Here is a 14,912-nt window from a genome sequence, read left to right as displayed (position 1 = left end):
ATTATTCATTCATCAACGTTTCTATTTCGTCTGCTTCAAGAGGAATATTTCTCATTAAGTTAAAAGGCTCTCCTTTTTCCTGAACCACAACATTATCTTCTAAACGAATTCCGAATTTTTCTGCTGGAATGTAGATTCCTGGCTCAACTGTGAAAACCATATTTGCTTTCATTGGTTCGTGAAGCAATCCGTAATCGTGCGTGTCAAGTCCCATGTGGTGAGAAGTTCCGTGCATGAAATATTTTTTGTAAGCAGGCCATTCTGGATTTTCGTTCTGAACATCGGCTTTATCCAATAAACCTAAACCTAATAATTCTGAAGTCATAATTTTACCAACTTCAACATGATATTGTTTCCAAAGTGTTCCTGGCGTAAGCATTTTTGTTGCCTCGGTTTTTACTTTCAAAACAGCGTTGTAAACTGCTTTCTGACGATCTGTAAAACGCCCAGAAACTGGAATTGTTCTAGACATATCGCTAGAATAATTAGCATATTCTGCCGCAACATCAAGCAAAATCAAATCACCTTCTTTACATTGCTGGTTGTTTTCAATATAATGTAAAACATTTGCATTGTTTCCAGAAGCAATAATTGGTGTATAAGCAAAACCTTTAGAACGGTTACGTATGAATTCATGAGCCAATTCAGCTTCAATTTCATATTCCGTAACATTTGGTTTCACGAATCCTAATAATCTGCGGAAACCTTTTTCTGTAATATCACAAGCATGCTGAATCAAATCGATTTCTTCGCTTTCTTTTATAGAACGCAATCTTTGTAAAATTGGGTTACTTTTTGCAACATTATGCGCTGGGTAACGCTCTTTCCACCATTTTACAAAACGAGCTTCGCGAGTTTCTGTCTCAACAGTTGCACGGTAATGTTCGTTGGTGTTAATGTACATCGTATCGGCATACGTCATCATTTCGTTCAAAACTTTATGAAAATCCTGTAACCAATAAACGGTTCTAATTCCAGAAACCTGAAATGCACGTTCTTTAGTCAATTTTTCACCTTCCCAAACTGCAATATGTTCGTTGGTTTCTCTCAAGAAAAGCATTTCTCTTTGGTGCTCATAAGGCGCATCTGGAAACAAAAGCAAAACACTTTCTTCCTGATCTACACCGCTCAGGTAAAAAATATCACGGTGTTGTGCAAACGGCAAAGTACTGTCGGCACTAACTGGGTAAATGTCATTTGAGTTGAATACTGCAACAGAGTTAGGTTTCATTTCAGCCATGAACTTTCTGCGGTTTTTTACAAAAAGAGCGCTGTTTATTTGATGATATTTCATAATTATTTCGTTTTTGAACTTCGAATTTCAAAATTAATGATTTTTGAATTAGTGGCGTATAGCAGATTTATTAAAGTTTTCTTATTTGTTTTGGTTCTAATTTTTTGGAGTTTATTTAACCGCAAAGAACGCAATCCCGATAGCTATCGGGATACGCAAAGTGCGCAGGAGATTTTTGCTCGCAAAGACGCGAAGTCGCAAAGTTTTTTGTTGCAAAGAACACAAAGTTTAAGTTCTGTTTTGTCTTCCTGAGCGGAGTCGAAGGATCGCAAGTAGCTCTACAAAGATTGATAAACAAAAAGTTTGTCATTCTGAGGAACGAAGAATCACACTCGGAACTCGATAAAGATTGGCGATTTTGATTGTGGAATTTCTAGTGTGATTCTTCGTTCCTCAGAATGACAAAACTATGAGCATAAAAAAACCGAAGCCTTCAATTTCAAAGCTTCGGTTTTTTTCTTTTATAAAAATAAATTTCTATTTCTTATCAAGTAACTTTTCCAAAAGAGCGACTTTCTCTTTTTCAGCTTGAATTAACTGCTGGTAAAGCTTTTTATTTTCTTCAAAAGTTTCAAGAAGTTTGTCCAACGGATTAAAAGTACATCCGAAACTAACAACTGAAGAACTATTTTCTGCGGTGTTTCCGATAATATTAAAAACAGCTTCTTCGGAGAAATTCTTAATTACTTCTGCTGGTACTCCCAAAGCTTCTGCAACTCTGCTTAGTTTTTCGTCATCAACGTTTTCACTTCCTTCAAGATTAGAAATAGATTGCTGACTAACACCAAGCGCAATAGCAAGTGCTTCCTGCTTCATATCTCTCAGTTCTCTAATTCGGCTAATGTTTCTGCCGATATGTTTTGGTTTTATTGCTGTGCTCATGATTCAAAGATATTTAAAATTCTTTTACATTTTTGGTTTATGCAGAAAACAAGTTTGCAGTTGCAAGTTCTTTTTTGTGGAGTAAAAATACAATTTTTCTGACTAGTATTGATTTTGAAATATAGTGTTTACATCGTTTTTGTTATTTCGACGAAGGAGAAATCTCCACAAGTAGCTCCGCAATCAAAATCGCCAATCTTTCTCGAGCTCCTTACGAAGATTTCTCCTTCGTCGAAATGACAAGATTGTTGAAAATCTTAGTAACTTAGAATCTTAATAATGGCATTAGAAGATGAAACTAAAAATTAAAACAAGAAAAATACAAAATCAAGACCTAGACTTCGTCTACAAAGCAATCTGCGAACTCGAAAATGAAGTCTTAGATTTTGAAGTTTTCGAAATGATATTCAATGAAAATATTTCAAACCCAAAAAATCTTTATCTAATTGCCGAAAACGAAAGTGAAGGTTTAGGTTTTATTAGCTTTCACACCCAAAATTTGCTTCATCATTGCGGTTTAGTTGGCGAAATTCAGGAGTTTTTTATTCATCAAAAATACCGTGGTCAAGGCGTTGGAAGAGTATTAATAAATGAGATTTTGAATTTTGCTGAGAAAAATAATTTGAAAAGTATCGAAGTGACGACGAATAAAAAGCGAGTAGAAAATGTCGCAATTTATGAGAATTTAGGTTTTACTTTGAGTCATAATAAGTTTACGATTTATAAGTAAATAGGTTTTTTAACCGCAAAGGCCACAAAGGTTTACACAATGCCGATAGCTATCGGGAGCAAAGTTTTGCGTTTACAGCTTTGCGAACTTTGCGTTTATTTAGATAACTTAAATAGAAAACTTTGCGTGCTTTGCGGTTAAATTTCAAAGCTGACAAAAAAACTTATTTTTAAAACCCATGATAATTCAAAAAGCCAACATAACCGACGACGAAATCCTCACAACAATAACCAAAAAGTCAAAAGCTTATTGGGGGTATTCTGCAGAACAAATTCAAAAATGGGATAAAAATTTAACCATTTCTCAAGATTATATTAAAGATAATAACGTTTTCAAATTGGTAGACAATGGTTTTATTGTAGGATATTATTCTTATGTTTTCAAAGATGAAAAAGTAATTGAACTCGATAATTTATTTATCTTGCCTGAACATATTGGAAAAGGATTTGGAAAATATTTAATTCTCGATTTTTTAAACCGAATAAAAGAAGAGAAAATAGAAAGAATAATTCTCGATTCAGAACCCAACGCCGAGGAATTTTATTCAAAAATGGGATTTATAAAAATTGGTGAATTCGAAACGTCAATAAAAAATCGGTTTATGCCTATTATGGAAATGAAACTTTAAAATCAAATCGAAAAGTGAAACAGCTGAACATTTCTATAAAACATAATCTTCTAGTCGGTTTACTGATTGGGTTATGGCTTTTTGTTTTTGCTTTCATCATAAAGCCATTTGATGATGGAACTATAAATTTCAGAGCGTGGTTTTTAATTAGTTTTGGTTTTAGTGTTATGGCATTTTTGTGTTATGGTCTTTTAGCTTTTATCCAAAAAAGCTTTTATGAAAGAATAGGAAAATGGAATATCGGTTTAGAAATAACAGTCATTTTTCTGTTTCATTTGCTCTACTTAATTGGTGTTTTTACTTTTTATAAAAGCCCAATTTTAAATGGCGGATATAGTTTTTTAGAATTCTTTTCGACAATATTTATAAAAGTCGCTCTAATTGTAACTCCTGTGATTATTCTCGCAAGAAGATATTTAATCAAACTAATTCCGATAACGGACGATGTTTTGCTATTTAAAGGAGAAAACAGATTAGATGTTTTAAAAATTAAAAAAACCGATTTAGTTTGTATTTCGAATGCACAGAATTATGTGGAAATTTTTTTTCTCGAAAATGATAAACTTCATTCAAAACTTATTCGATCTTCGCTCAAAAAAGTTCAGGACGATTTCGATTTTTTAGTGCAAATTCATCGTTCGCATTTAATAAATCCGTCGCACTTTAAATCCTGGAGAAATCCGACCACAATTATTTTGACGCAAATAGAACTTCCAGTTTCCAGAAATTATAAAGATGTTTTGTTGGCATTGTAATTTTGTACCTAAAACAATGCATTTCGTACCTAAGTCAATAAAATAGGGATTTTAGGCAAATTTTCATTCTAGTTTTGCTTCATCAATTTTTAAAACAAATTATGAAAACAAAACATTTCTGCACGATCGGATTGCTATTTTTCTTAGCTAGCTATTTATTATTTTCTAACATTTTTCCGAGTTTCAATACGTCGATAGATTTTGCGCATTGGTTCAATTTAATTGGAGCTTGTTTTTTATTATCATTTAATGACGCATTTCCAAAAACGAAAATCAATAAAGTTGCTTCTGTACTGACAACTTTAGGCGTTATTGCCCATATTGGACTTTGTACAATCGATTTTATCATGTCGAGTTACGGAAATAACGAAATCGCAAAAGATGGATTAAGTCAGCAAATTAGTAATTCTCCATTGATTTTTTATCCATTTGTGGCTGTTGGTCCGTCTTTGCTTTTTCTTGGTTTGGCTTTGCATGCATTTGCTTTTATAAAAACAGAAACTGTAAAATCTTTAATGGTAATTGTGGGGTCGGTTGCTGTTGGATTTTCGTTTTTTGTTTTGAAAAATGGCGTTTGTATGTTTTTGAGTTGTCTCGTTTTTGTTATAGGATTGGGTTTATTGCTTTACGTGCCACGACCTTTGTCAAAGTTTTAAACTTTGACAAAGGTTTTTAAATACAAAGTATGTCATCCTGAGCGAAGTCGAAGGACACGTTAGTTGCTCGACAAAGATTGGATTATTGTTGCGGAGTTACTTGCGTGTCCTTCGACTTCGCTCAGGATGACAACTCCTTGATGTGAAAATAGAAAAACGGAAGCATTTACTTCAGTTTTTTTATTTGAAATTCGTATTTTCGTTCTATAATCTAAAACATAAAAGATTGAAAAAACATATAAAATACTTAATCGCACTCTTTCTGACTTTTGTCGTGATTGTGGGCGATGGTACTTTATATTCTCAATCTAAATCGGCAGAATATTATCAGTCTTCGTTTGTAGTTTTAAGAAAAGAAATAGAGCTTAAAAGTTCTCGTTTATATAAATTCGGACAAGCTGTTTCTTGGAACGAAACAAGATTTTCAATTGTTTTGAATTTTCTAAAAACTGAAACTGTTTTTACTTTTCAAATTAAGAAACTGCTAAAAATTCAAAATCTGCTTCATCAAAATCTAACTTCATTTATAAAACAATCTATTTTTATAAATGAAATAATCACTTCAAAATACTTCGGTAAAAGTTTATACAACGCTTAAGAAGATCTATTTCTTAGCATAGATGATACAATAATGTCTAATCATTTATCATTTTTAAAATGTATAAACAAAATAAAAATTCTCGCTTGGGGCAATCTAAGCGACCACTTCTTCATTGGATAAAAAGGAAATTTATAATCGTAATTACAGCCTTTATGTTAGGAATGGCAAACGGAATGCATACGGAAGATACTAGAATTAAAGGAAATCAAAATTATACTGAACAGCATAAGAAGGATTGATTATCTTTTATTTAACCGCAAAGGGCACAATGGTTTTTTTGCGATATCTAAAATAAACGCGAAGTTCGCAAAGCTTTGTATTCATGAAAAGCTTTGCGAACTTTGCGTAATCCTTTGCGAACTTTGCGGTTAAATTTAAAAAAAACATAAAAAAAACCGAAACATCAAGCTTCGGTTTTGGAATTTGGGATTTCAAAATTTGAAATTTAATCCACCCATTTATAATATCTCGCCCCAATTAAAACAGGAATCTCTTTTTCAATTCTATCTAAAACCCATTCGTTTTTCGGAGTTCTTACACTTTGTTTTTGTTCTTTTTTATGAAGACTTTCGTAAGTGTTGAAATCAATTTCTACGCTTTCGGCTAAGTTTTCAAAAAGTTTTACGTTTTCTAAAGCCGATTTCCATTCTGGCTGAATCGTTCCTTCAAAAACTTTCGATTTTGATCCGCTTCCGTAAGCTAAGAAACCGAATTTAGTTCCAGCTACTTCTTTATTCGTATTATAAAAATGAGCAAGAGTAGATAACAATCCCATGAAAATAGAACCAGTATAAAGGTTTCCTATTAAAGAAGAAGCCAATTCAGCAGGTTGTAATTTCTCGGTTACAAAACTTCTGTAATCTTCAGATTTTGCCACTTCTTTAATTTTTGTCTGATAATCTGCAGGAGCAATATCATCAGCAATAATTTTTTCGGAACTGTCTAAAGCGTATATTTCAGATAACATTCTTCTTCCTTGAAAAGAATATGGCAAGTGCATTACGATACTGTGCCAAGTGTTATATAAAGTTTCGGTAGTGTTTTTTAATTTTTTGAATGAAAAATACGCATTTCGCGTACGATCCATGTAACATTGGTTGGAATATTGACCGTCAAAAACAGGCTGGTCTTTATGAATTTCGATTTCGGCTTCTAAATTATCAAACCAAGAATCGTTGTTTGTGTTTTTGGTAATTTCCTCTTTAGAAATAGTTCTGTATGGTTTAAAGAAGTCGAAAACACCTTTTGTACTCGTTGCCCAATTGTCATCAAAAGCAATGATTTTTGGGTTTGCAGCAATTAACATGGCAACAGCTCCGGCTCCTTGAGTGTATTCTCCTCCTGAATTTAAATCGTATTTTGCAAAATCAGAAGTAACTACAATTGCTTTTTTAGTCGGATTCAGTTTTACAAAATCTAGACAGTTTTGCATCGCATCAACTCCACCAATACAGGCAAAAGTGAAATCTACAACATCGCATTCCGCTAATGAATCTTCACCAAATTTTTGCTCCATTAAACTAATTAAATAGGAAGCGATTGGTTTTGAGCTGTCAATACCGCTTTCGGTACCCACATAGATTCGGCTTATTTCTTTTAAGTCTATTTTATTGTCAATGATAAGCTTGGTTAAAGCATTTGCTCCAAAAACAACTGCATCCTGATAAACGTCTGGAAAAGTCATTTTTAGTAATCCAAGACCTTTTTCTAATTTTTCTGGTTCAATATTTCTGGCGATTGCCAAAGTTTTTATGGGTAAATGTATGTTTGCTACATCGAAGGATATAGCATCAATTCCTGTTTTCATTCTTAATTTTTTGAGCCGCTAAAGGTAAAACTATGTTGCGGAATGACAATTTTTTACTTAGATAAAATTTCTGTCAACGAGCACTTTTGAAGAAAATAAATCAAAAGTTTGAATAAAATATCAATATGATAAATTTTTGGTAATCTACTTAGAATAGAATTTCCCTGCGATAGCTTAAAAAGCAGTATTTTGAAATTTACATAGTGAATTATTTTTTAGCAGCTTTATTATTGTACGTAAAAATACGTAGAATCGTGCTATTTTAAAATCATTATAAATAAGAGCGAAATGGTTGTAGTTCTTTTGTAATTGAATTATTTTTGTGTAATTTTTTAAAACAAACTACTTAACACTTATGGCACAATCTGCACTATTGAATGCTTCCATCTTAAAGAAAGTAGCTATGGCTCTTTCGGGAATATTCTTAATCACGTTTTTAGCGCTGCATGTTTCCTTAAATTTTATTTCTATTATTAGTGAAGACGTTTTCAATGAAGCTTCTCACTTTATGGGATACAATCCGCTGATTCAGTACGTAATGCAGCCAATTTTGGCAATTGGAGTAATTTTCCACTTCGTAATGGGATTTATTCTTACGGCTCAAAACAGCGCAGCACGACCAATCGCTTACGCTAAATACAACGGAGCTGCGAATGCTTCTTGGAGTTCTAGAAATATGATTATTTCTGGATTGGTTATTTTAGCTTTCTTAGGATTGCATTTTTATGATTTCTGGTTTCCTGAAGTTACCTACAAGTATATTGCGGGTACAGCGCCAGATGCTACAAGGTATTATGGTGAGTTGGTTCACAAATTTCACGACCCAATCCGTACAGCATTGTACTGTGTGTCTTTTATCCTTTTAGGATTCCACTTATGGCACGGGTTTGCATCTTCTCTTCAATCTGTAGGGATGCACAACAAATACTCAAGATTTTTATCAAAAGTAGGTTACTGGTTCGCAGTTGTAGTTCCAGCGCTTTTTGTAATTATCGCTTTATTTCATCATTTCAATAATTAATATCAATTATAATGGCATTAGATTCAAAAATTCCAAATGGTCCTATAGCGGACAAATGGACAAATTATAAAGATCATATTAATTTAGTAAACCCTGCTAACAAACGTAATTTAGATATTATTGTAGTTGGTACTGGTTTAGCTGGAGGTTCGGCTGCGGCTACTTTGGCTGAGTTAGGATATAACGTAAAAGCATTCTGTTTCCAAGATTCTCCACGTCGTGCGCACTCTATCGCTGCACAAGGAGGTATCAACGCAGCAAAAAACTATAAAGGTGACGGTGACTCTATTTACAGATTGTTTTACGATACTGTAAAAGGTGGTGATTACCGTGCTCGTGAGGCAAACGTTTATCGTTTAGCTGAGGTTTCAGGTAATATTATTGACCAATGTGTGGCTCAAGGGGTGCCATTGGCTCGTGAATATGGTGGACTTTTAGATAACCGTTCTTTTGGAGGAACTTTGGTTTCTCGTACATTTTATGCTCAAGGACAAACTGGACAGCAATTATTGTTAGGAGCTTATTCTGCAATGAACCGTCAGATTGGTCGTGGAAAAATTAAAATGTACAACCGTCACGAAATGCTTGACATTGTAATCGTGAACGGAAAAGCGAGAGGTATTATCGCTCGTGACTTGATTACAGGAAAAATAGAAAGACATTCTGCTCACGCTGTAGTAGTTGGTTCTGGAGGATACGGAAACGTATTTTTCCTTTCAACAAATGCTATGGGAAGTAATGCAACAGCAGCTTGGAAAATTCATAAAAAAGGAGCGTTTTTCGCAAATCCTTGCTACACGCAAATTCACCCAACATGTATTCCGGTTTCAGGAGATCACCAGTCAAAACTGACTTTGATGTCTGAGTCTTTACGTAATGACGGTCGTATCTGGGTTCCTAAAAACCTTGAGGATGCAAAAGCAATTCGTGAAGGAAAGAAAAAAGCAACTGATTTATCTGAAGATCAAAGAGATTATTTCTTAGAAAGAAGATATCCAGCATTTGGTAACTTAGTACCTCGTGACGTTGCGTCTCGTGCAGCTAAAGAAAGATGTGACGCTGGTTTTGGAGTTAACAAAACTGGAGAAGCAGTTTACTTAGATTTCGCAGCAGCAATTAAACGCTACGGAACTGAAGATGCTTATGTAAAAGGTCTAGATGATAAAGATGCTGCTTTGGTAACTAAATTAGGAGCTGCAATCGTGAAAAGTAAATACGGGAACTTATTCCAAATGTATTACAAAATCGTTGACGAAGATCCTTATACAACACCAATGATGATTTACCCAGCGGTTCACTACACAATGGGTGGAACTTGGGTTGATTATAACTTAATGACTACAATTCCTGGTTGTTTCTCAATTGGAGAATCTAACTTCTCTGATCACGGAGCAAACAGACTTGGTGCTTCTGCTTTGATGCAAGGTTTAGCTGATGGATATTTCGTACTTCCTTATACTATTGGAGATTATTTAGCTCCAGATATTAAAATGGGAGAAATTTCTACAGACTTACCAGAATTCGTTGAAGCTGAAAAAGCGGTTGTAGATCAAATCAATAAGTTTATCAATAATAACGGTAAACATTCTGTAGATTATTTCCATAAAAAACTTGGAAAAATTATGTGGAATAAAGTCGGTATGGCTCGTAATGCTAAAGGTTTAACTGAAGCTATCGAAGAAATTGCCGCTTTACGTGAAGAGTTTTATAAAGATGTAAAAGTTCCTGGAGGTGCTTACGAATTTAATCAGGAATTAGAAAAAGCAACTCGTGTTGCCGATTTCTTAGAATTAGGAGAATTGTTCGCGAAAGATGCTTTACACCGTAACGAATCTTGTGGAGGTCACTTCCGTGAAGAATACCAAACAGAAGAAGGAGAAGCACTTCGTGATGACGAAAACTTTGCATACGTTGCAGCTTGGGAATACAAAGGAAAACCAAGTGACGCGGTATTACACAAAGAACCTCTTAATTACGAAAACATTAAATTAGTTCAAAGAAGTTATAAATAAGAATTTGGTCGAAAGCCCAAAGTCTTAAAGTCAAAAGGCAAAATGTGCCAAGCGACTTTCGACTTTCGACTTTATGACTTTCAAACGAAAAAGGTATGAAACTTACATTAAAAATATGGCGTCAAAAAAACGCTCAAGATAAAGGAGGGATTGTAGAATATCCTATCGATGGAATCGAGCCGGACATGTCTTTCCTTGAAATGTTAGACGTTCTTAACGAAGGTTTAATCAACAAAGGAGAAGAACCAGTTGCATTTGACCACGATTGTCGTGAGGGAATCTGCGGAATGTGTTCTTTATTCATTAACGGAGAAGCACACGGACCAGACAGAGGAGTTACAACTTGTCAGTTGCACATGCGTATGTTTAAAGATGGTGATACGATTTTTATCGAGCCATTTAGAGCAAAAGCTTTCCCGGTAATTAAAGATTTAGTGGTTGACAGAAGTTCTTTTGATAGAATTCAGCACGCAGGAGGATTTATCTCTGTAAATACTTCAGGAAATACAATTGATGCGAATACTATTCCAGTTAACAAAGACGATGCAGATAAGTCATTCGACGCTGCTGCTTGTATTGGTTGTGGAGCTTGTGTTGCAACTTGTAAAAACTCTTCAGCAATGTTATTCGTTTCTGCAAAAGTTTCTCAATATGCATTATTGCCACAAGGTAAAGTTGAAGCAACGGATCGTGTTTTACACATGGTTCACCAAATGGATTTAGAAGGTTTTGGTAACTGTACTAATACAGGAGCTTGCGAAATCGAATGTCCAAAAGGAATTTCGCTTGAAAATATCGCACGTATGAACCGTGAGTATTTAGCAGCAAGCTTAAAAGGATAATACACAATTTAGTATATTTTAGAAAAACGCTTCCGTTACGACGGAAGCGTTTTTTGTTTTCTGAAACAGTGTGATTTATTTATAAATCTGTTCAAATCTGTAAAAGGCTTCAATTTGTCTTAAAAAAGAGCTTAAAACAGGTGATTTTAAGTTTTTGATGCAAACGGATTCTGTTTTGTTTTAAAGTGATCTAATGCGCTAATTTGATTTTTTGTTTCGATGAATTGTTTAATGAAATGTTTATTTTTGTAATTAGAAAAAAAATAATAGGCATGAGCACGGAAAATGAAGTTTTAAATTACAGTAAAGAAGAACGTAAAAATCATATTTTAAAAGAGATTAACCTGCACACTCGTGTAAGTTTTGAAACTCTTTCGGCTAAACTTGGTGTTTCTGAAGATACTGTTCGACGAGACATTAACGAGCTTGATGCCGATTCACTTTTAATCAAAGTAAAAGGTGGTGCGATGACCAAAGGATATCACTATTCGTCATCGAACCAAACTTATGCAGTAGAAGCAAAACAAGTTATTGCACAAAAAGCAGTAGATCTTCTGCATGACGGAATGGTTTTAATTGTGGATGGCGGAACAACCATTCGCGAATTCATTCGATTAATTCCAAACGATCTTAATCTGACTGTTTTTACGATCACTGCGTTAACAGCTGTACAGCTTTTAGATAAACCAAATATTAAAACCATTATGATTGGCGGAAGCATTTCTTCTTATAGTCAGATGTGTGTGAGCGGAGAGGCTTTTCATCAATTGGCTAACATAAAAGCAGATCTTCTGGTTCTAGGAACAAATGCTTTAGATATAGATGGCGGTTATTCTGATTCTGACTGGGAAACTGTCCAGGTTAAGAAAGCAATGATTCAGGCTTCTAAAAAAACAGCGGTTTTAACCATCACAGAAAAGCTAAATACAGTTCTTAAAATGAAAATAGCTAGTTTGTCTGAGATAAATTATGTTATAACTGAAGAAGAGCCAACTCATGCAAAACTAAAATTATATAAAGAGAATTTTCCTGACTTGACTGTGATTTAATTTCAAAACCTGTTTTTTCTACTTATCCATAAAACAAGATGAAAATTGCTTTAATCCAAACTGATCTTTTTTGGCAAGATGCCAGTAAAAACCGAGAAAACTTCGATTCAAAAATCAATGAAATCGATTCGGAAGTAAATTTGATTGTGCTTCCAGAAATGTTTTCGACCGGATTTACAATGAATGCTTCTGAAGTTGCAGAAACGATGCAGGGCGAAACTATTGGTTGGATGAAATTGAAAGCAAGACAAAAAAAGGCTGCAATTACTGGAAGTGTTGTCATCGCGGAGAATGGAGAATATTACAATCGTATGATTTTTGTTTTTCCGTCAGGCGAAATCCAGTATTACGATAAACGTCATTCATTCTCTCTGGCAGGTGAGGACAAAGTGTATACACGCGGAAATCAAAAAGTTATTGTAGACTATCTGGATTGGAAAATATGTCTGCAGGTTTGTTACGATTTGAGATTTCCGGTTTTTGTGCGCAATACAGAAAATTACGATCTGATTTTATATGTCGCCAATTGGCCAAAAGTGCGTACCAATGCTTGGGATGCTTTGCTAAAAGCACGTGCTATCGAAAATCTTTCGTACGTAATTGGAGTAAATAGAATAGGGAAAGATGCTCACCATTTTGAACATATTGGACATTCGCAAGCAATAGATTTCTTAGGGAATTATATTTTAGAACCGCAAGAAAAAAATGGTGTTTTTGTCGTAGAATTAGACAAAAACACCATGTATGAAACGCGTAAAAAATTAGATTTTCTAAGCGATAAAGATCAGTTCGAAATCAAACTTTAAAAAGCTTTCCGTTTCTTTTCTGCTTCTTTTTTCTTTTTATCGTCTTGTTTTTTCTCGACCTCAGGATTAAACGGAATGCTTAAGTCGATGGTTTCGTTCCTGTCCCAATTGGCACGGACATCAAATTCTTCCTGATTGTAAAATACTTCTTCGGCATATCTCTTTTCTAAGAAGTTTCCAGTGTCGTACACTTTATTTTTATTGTCATCATAAATAATACGAACCGTAAACATGTCAGGCTGCAACAAATTGAACTCTAAAGTAGTTGCGCCTTCAGAATATCCTTCGGCTAAAACAACATCTCCTTTTTTATTGGTCAATTCGACAATTATAGGGAAACGTTTTACATTTTTCAGATTCAAAATGATATTTCCGTAATCGGCATATTCTTTAGTGCTGAGTTTGTACGATAAAGTATCGTTTGTTTTTTCGTAAAAATCGGTCAAAGCGCCTGGCAAGAAAGTAAAACTGTATTTGTCTAGAGGTTCTTTTTTGAAATCAAAATAAAGCTTTTGGTCAAATACGTCGTATTCTGTCGTGTAAGGAACTGCAACAGAATCTTTGTTAACCAATTTGATTTTAGATTTATCAAATTTTACCAATGGAGTTTCAGTTTCCAATGTAAAACGGTCTCTAAAATTAAGCTGACCATTTTGCACTGCTTTAATATTTAAAGTGTCTTTTTTTAAGGCTTTAATTTTAAAAGAAAATCTCTTTTTGTAATCTCCTTTCTCAACTTCCATTGATAGCGAATCGGCTTTTACAGGTTTGTACCAAACTTGCAACGAATCCTTTTTAGGGAATTGGGTTACTATAGTTTCCAGAACTTCATTGCCGTTTTTTAGGGTAATTTTTGGTTGTGATTTCTTAAAATCCTGTTTTCCTTCATACGGAAGATACAGACGGTTTCCAGAAGCCTGAATAGGTTTGAATGTTTTTAGTGGAAGTGTTTCTTTAAATAATTCTAATTCGTAAACCGTATCTGAAGGAACTGTGATATAATTTTTTAGAAAACCAATTTTATCGTCTTTCGGGTTAAATTTGTTATTTGATCCTTTGTCTTTTAAAGCAACCAAAAGATATTTTCCTTCCTTTAAATTTTCAAACTGAAAAGTTCGCATACTATCTAAAGTATTGGTAATATAGCGTGGAAAATCTTTGTAAATGGTAGAATCTTTGAATTTATCATTTACTTCGTATAGCATCACAGAAACAAAATTGTCAACATATTTTCCGTAAGAATCTTTAATTCTTCCATTCAATTTAAGCGAATCAATATGCGATCCTGTTGAAAAAATATATTTGAACTGATTTAAAGCATTTCCTTCGTTATTATCCTGAATAGCTTGCCCAAAATTTAAACTGTAAGTTGTGTTTGGCAGCAAAGTATCTCGAAGTTCAATCTTTATAAATTTGCTGACACTCATAGGTGTAATTAATGGCTCATTTTTTAAAGGCGGAGAAATAATCAGCTGCTTGTTGGTGTTTTTAAGTTTGACATATTCGTCAAAATTTAAAGTGATTGTACTTTCTTTAAAATTGGTGCTGAAATTTTTTGGAAAGCTAGATGTTAAAACAGGAGGTAGCGTATCTTTTAAACCGCCGGTAATACTGCCTCTTTTTGCGCAGCTTATCATTGATATTAAAACTATAAATGCAATATATTTTAGAGTGTTTTTCAACATAACGGTTTTTCAATTTGATTGCACAAAATAACGATTATATTTGCTTTAATCGAAATTTTTTAGCCATTTATTAGGATTTGGAACTTTTGCGAATCTTCTAAAGTTTTGGTGTTTCAAACATTTTAAAATGATATAATTTCTTAC

The 14,912-nt window shown here is 33.9% G+C and carries 14 protein-coding genes; 10 read left to right on the top strand and 4 right to left on the bottom strand.

Translation table 11 applies throughout. The annotated features are described in order from the left end of the window. Position 1 precedes the first annotated feature (1 nt). Together OZP10_RS07450 and OZP10_RS07445 are read right to left on the bottom strand one after the other, a co-directional pair. A complete protein-coding gene (locus tag OZP10_RS07450; RefSeq protein ID WP_281634114.1) occupies positions 2-1,294 on the bottom strand; it encodes an aminopeptidase P family protein in 1,293 nt (430 codons plus the stop codon). A gap of 477 nt (positions 1,295-1,771) precedes the next feature. Further along, positions 1,772-2,176 (bottom strand): helix-turn-helix domain-containing protein, encoded by a 405-nt coding sequence (locus OZP10_RS07445; protein WP_177211798.1) that lies wholly within the window; start codon positions 2,174-2,176, stop codon positions 1,772-1,774. Between the two features lie 292 nt (positions 2,177-2,468). Here OZP10_RS07445 and OZP10_RS07440 point away from each other — a divergent pair, with 292 nt between their 5' ends. The 5 genes from OZP10_RS07440 (at position 2,469) to OZP10_RS07420 (ending at position 5,543) form a co-directional block, all read left to right on the top strand. Next, positions 2,469-2,906, top strand: a complete 438-nt coding sequence (locus OZP10_RS07440; protein WP_281634113.1) for a GNAT family N-acetyltransferase — start codon at positions 2,469-2,471, stop codon at positions 2,904-2,906. Between the two features lie 178 nt (positions 2,907-3,084). Further along, on the top strand, positions 3,085-3,534 hold the full coding sequence (locus tag OZP10_RS07435; RefSeq protein ID WP_281634112.1) for a GNAT family N-acetyltransferase: 450 nt from the start codon (positions 3,085-3,087) through the stop codon (positions 3,532-3,534). A 14-nt stretch (positions 3,535-3,548) separates the two neighbouring features. Beyond that, positions 3,549-4,289: a LytTR family DNA-binding domain-containing protein gene (locus OZP10_RS07430; protein ID WP_281634111.1), complete on the top strand. Its 741-nt coding sequence runs from the start codon at positions 3,549-3,551 to the stop codon at positions 4,287-4,289. A gap of 101 nt (positions 4,290-4,390) precedes the next feature. Further along, a complete protein-coding gene (locus tag OZP10_RS07425) occupies positions 4,391-4,945 on the top strand; it encodes a hypothetical protein (protein ID WP_281634110.1) in 555 nt (184 codons plus the stop codon). Positions 4,946-5,171: 226 nt separating this feature from the next. After that, positions 5,172-5,543, top strand: a complete 372-nt coding sequence (locus OZP10_RS07420; RefSeq protein ID WP_281634109.1) for a hypothetical protein — start codon at positions 5,172-5,174, stop codon at positions 5,541-5,543. 448 nt (positions 5,544-5,991) lie between these two features. On the opposite strand, the gene OZP10_RS07410 is transcribed toward OZP10_RS07420, so the two are convergent. After that, a complete protein-coding gene (locus OZP10_RS07410; RefSeq protein WP_281634107.1) occupies positions 5,992-7,353 on the bottom strand; it encodes a hydroxymethylglutaryl-CoA synthase family protein in 1,362 nt (453 codons plus the stop codon). A 355-nt stretch (positions 7,354-7,708) separates the two neighbouring features. On the opposite strand from OZP10_RS07410, the gene OZP10_RS07405 reads away from it, so the two are divergent. The 5 genes from OZP10_RS07405 (at position 7,709) to OZP10_RS07385 (ending at position 13,083) form a co-directional block, all read left to right on the top strand. Beyond that, positions 7,709-8,374: a succinate dehydrogenase cytochrome b subunit gene (locus OZP10_RS07405; protein ID WP_111425173.1), complete on the top strand. Its 666-nt coding sequence runs from the start codon at positions 7,709-7,711 to the stop codon at positions 8,372-8,374. 11 nt (positions 8,375-8,385) lie between these two features. Then, the gene (locus OZP10_RS07400; RefSeq protein WP_281634106.1) at positions 8,386-10,386 is read left to right on the top strand and encodes a fumarate reductase/succinate dehydrogenase flavoprotein subunit; all 2,001 of its coding nucleotides are present in this window, start codon (positions 8,386-8,388) and stop codon (positions 10,384-10,386) included. 95 nt (positions 10,387-10,481) lie between these two features. Further along, positions 10,482-11,228 carry a succinate dehydrogenase/fumarate reductase iron-sulfur subunit gene (locus OZP10_RS07395; protein WP_095928369.1) on the top strand — a complete coding sequence of 249 codons (747 nt, stop codon included), beginning with the start codon at positions 10,482-10,484 and terminating at the stop codon, positions 11,226-11,228. Positions 11,229-11,500: 272 nt separating this feature from the next. Beyond that, the gene (locus OZP10_RS07390; protein ID WP_281634105.1) at positions 11,501-12,277 is read left to right on the top strand and encodes a DeoR/GlpR family DNA-binding transcription regulator; all 777 of its coding nucleotides are present in this window, start codon (positions 11,501-11,503) and stop codon (positions 12,275-12,277) included. Between the two features lie 38 nt (positions 12,278-12,315). Then, a complete protein-coding gene (locus OZP10_RS07385; protein ID WP_281634104.1) occupies positions 12,316-13,083 on the top strand; it encodes a nitrilase family protein in 768 nt (255 codons plus the stop codon). On the opposite strand, the gene OZP10_RS07380 is transcribed toward OZP10_RS07385, so the two are convergent. Then, positions 13,080-14,768 (bottom strand): Ig-like domain-containing domain, encoded by a 1,689-nt coding sequence (locus OZP10_RS07380; RefSeq protein WP_281634103.1) that lies wholly within the window; start codon positions 14,766-14,768, stop codon positions 13,080-13,082. The two genes, OZP10_RS07385 and OZP10_RS07380, sit on opposite strands and share 4 nt — an antisense overlap. Positions 14,769-14,912: the final 144 nt, after the last annotated feature.

The organism is Flavobacterium luteolum (assembly GCF_027111275.1).
Taxonomy (GTDB): Bacteria; Bacteroidota; Bacteroidia; order Flavobacteriales; family Flavobacteriaceae; genus Flavobacterium; species Flavobacterium luteolum.
Note: the sequence above shows the minus strand (reverse complement) of the source record. Positions and strands in the feature narration are given on the sequence as shown.

Bases quoted from the DNA above. Each gene is read 5' to 3' on its own strand.
- OZP10_RS07385 (WP_281634104.1), top strand. From the start codon at position 12,316: ATGAAAATTGCTTTAATCCAAACTGATCTTTTTTGGCAAGATGCCAGT.
- OZP10_RS07390 (WP_281634105.1), top strand. From the start codon at position 11,501: ATGAGCACGGAAAATGAAGTTTTAAATTACAGTAAAGAAGAACGTAAA.
- OZP10_RS07445 (WP_177211798.1), bottom strand. From the start codon at position 2,176: ATGAGCACAGCAATAAAACCAAAACATATCGGCAGAAACATTAGCCGA.
- OZP10_RS07425 (WP_281634110.1), top strand. From the start codon at position 4,391: ATGAAAACAAAACATTTCTGCACGATCGGATTGCTATTTTTCTTAGCT.
- OZP10_RS07380 (WP_281634103.1), bottom strand. From the start codon at position 14,768: ATGTTGAAAAACACTCTAAAATATATTGCATTTATAGTTTTAATATCA.
- OZP10_RS07405 (WP_111425173.1), top strand. From the start codon at position 7,709: ATGGCACAATCTGCACTATTGAATGCTTCCATCTTAAAGAAAGTAGCT.
- OZP10_RS07395 (WP_095928369.1), top strand. From the start codon at position 10,482: ATGAAACTTACATTAAAAATATGGCGTCAAAAAAACGCTCAAGATAAA.
- OZP10_RS07440 (WP_281634113.1), top strand. From the start codon at position 2,469: ATGAAACTAAAAATTAAAACAAGAAAAATACAAAATCAAGACCTAGAC.
- OZP10_RS07400 (WP_281634106.1), top strand. From the start codon at position 8,386: ATGGCATTAGATTCAAAAATTCCAAATGGTCCTATAGCGGACAAATGG.
- OZP10_RS07435 (WP_281634112.1), top strand. From the start codon at position 3,085: ATGATAATTCAAAAAGCCAACATAACCGACGACGAAATCCTCACAACA.
- OZP10_RS07410 (WP_281634107.1), bottom strand. From the start codon at position 7,353: ATGAAAACAGGAATTGATGCTATATCCTTCGATGTAGCAAACATACAT.
- OZP10_RS07450 (WP_281634114.1), bottom strand. From the start codon at position 1,294: ATGAAATATCATCAAATAAACAGCGCTCTTTTTGTAAAAAACCGCAGA.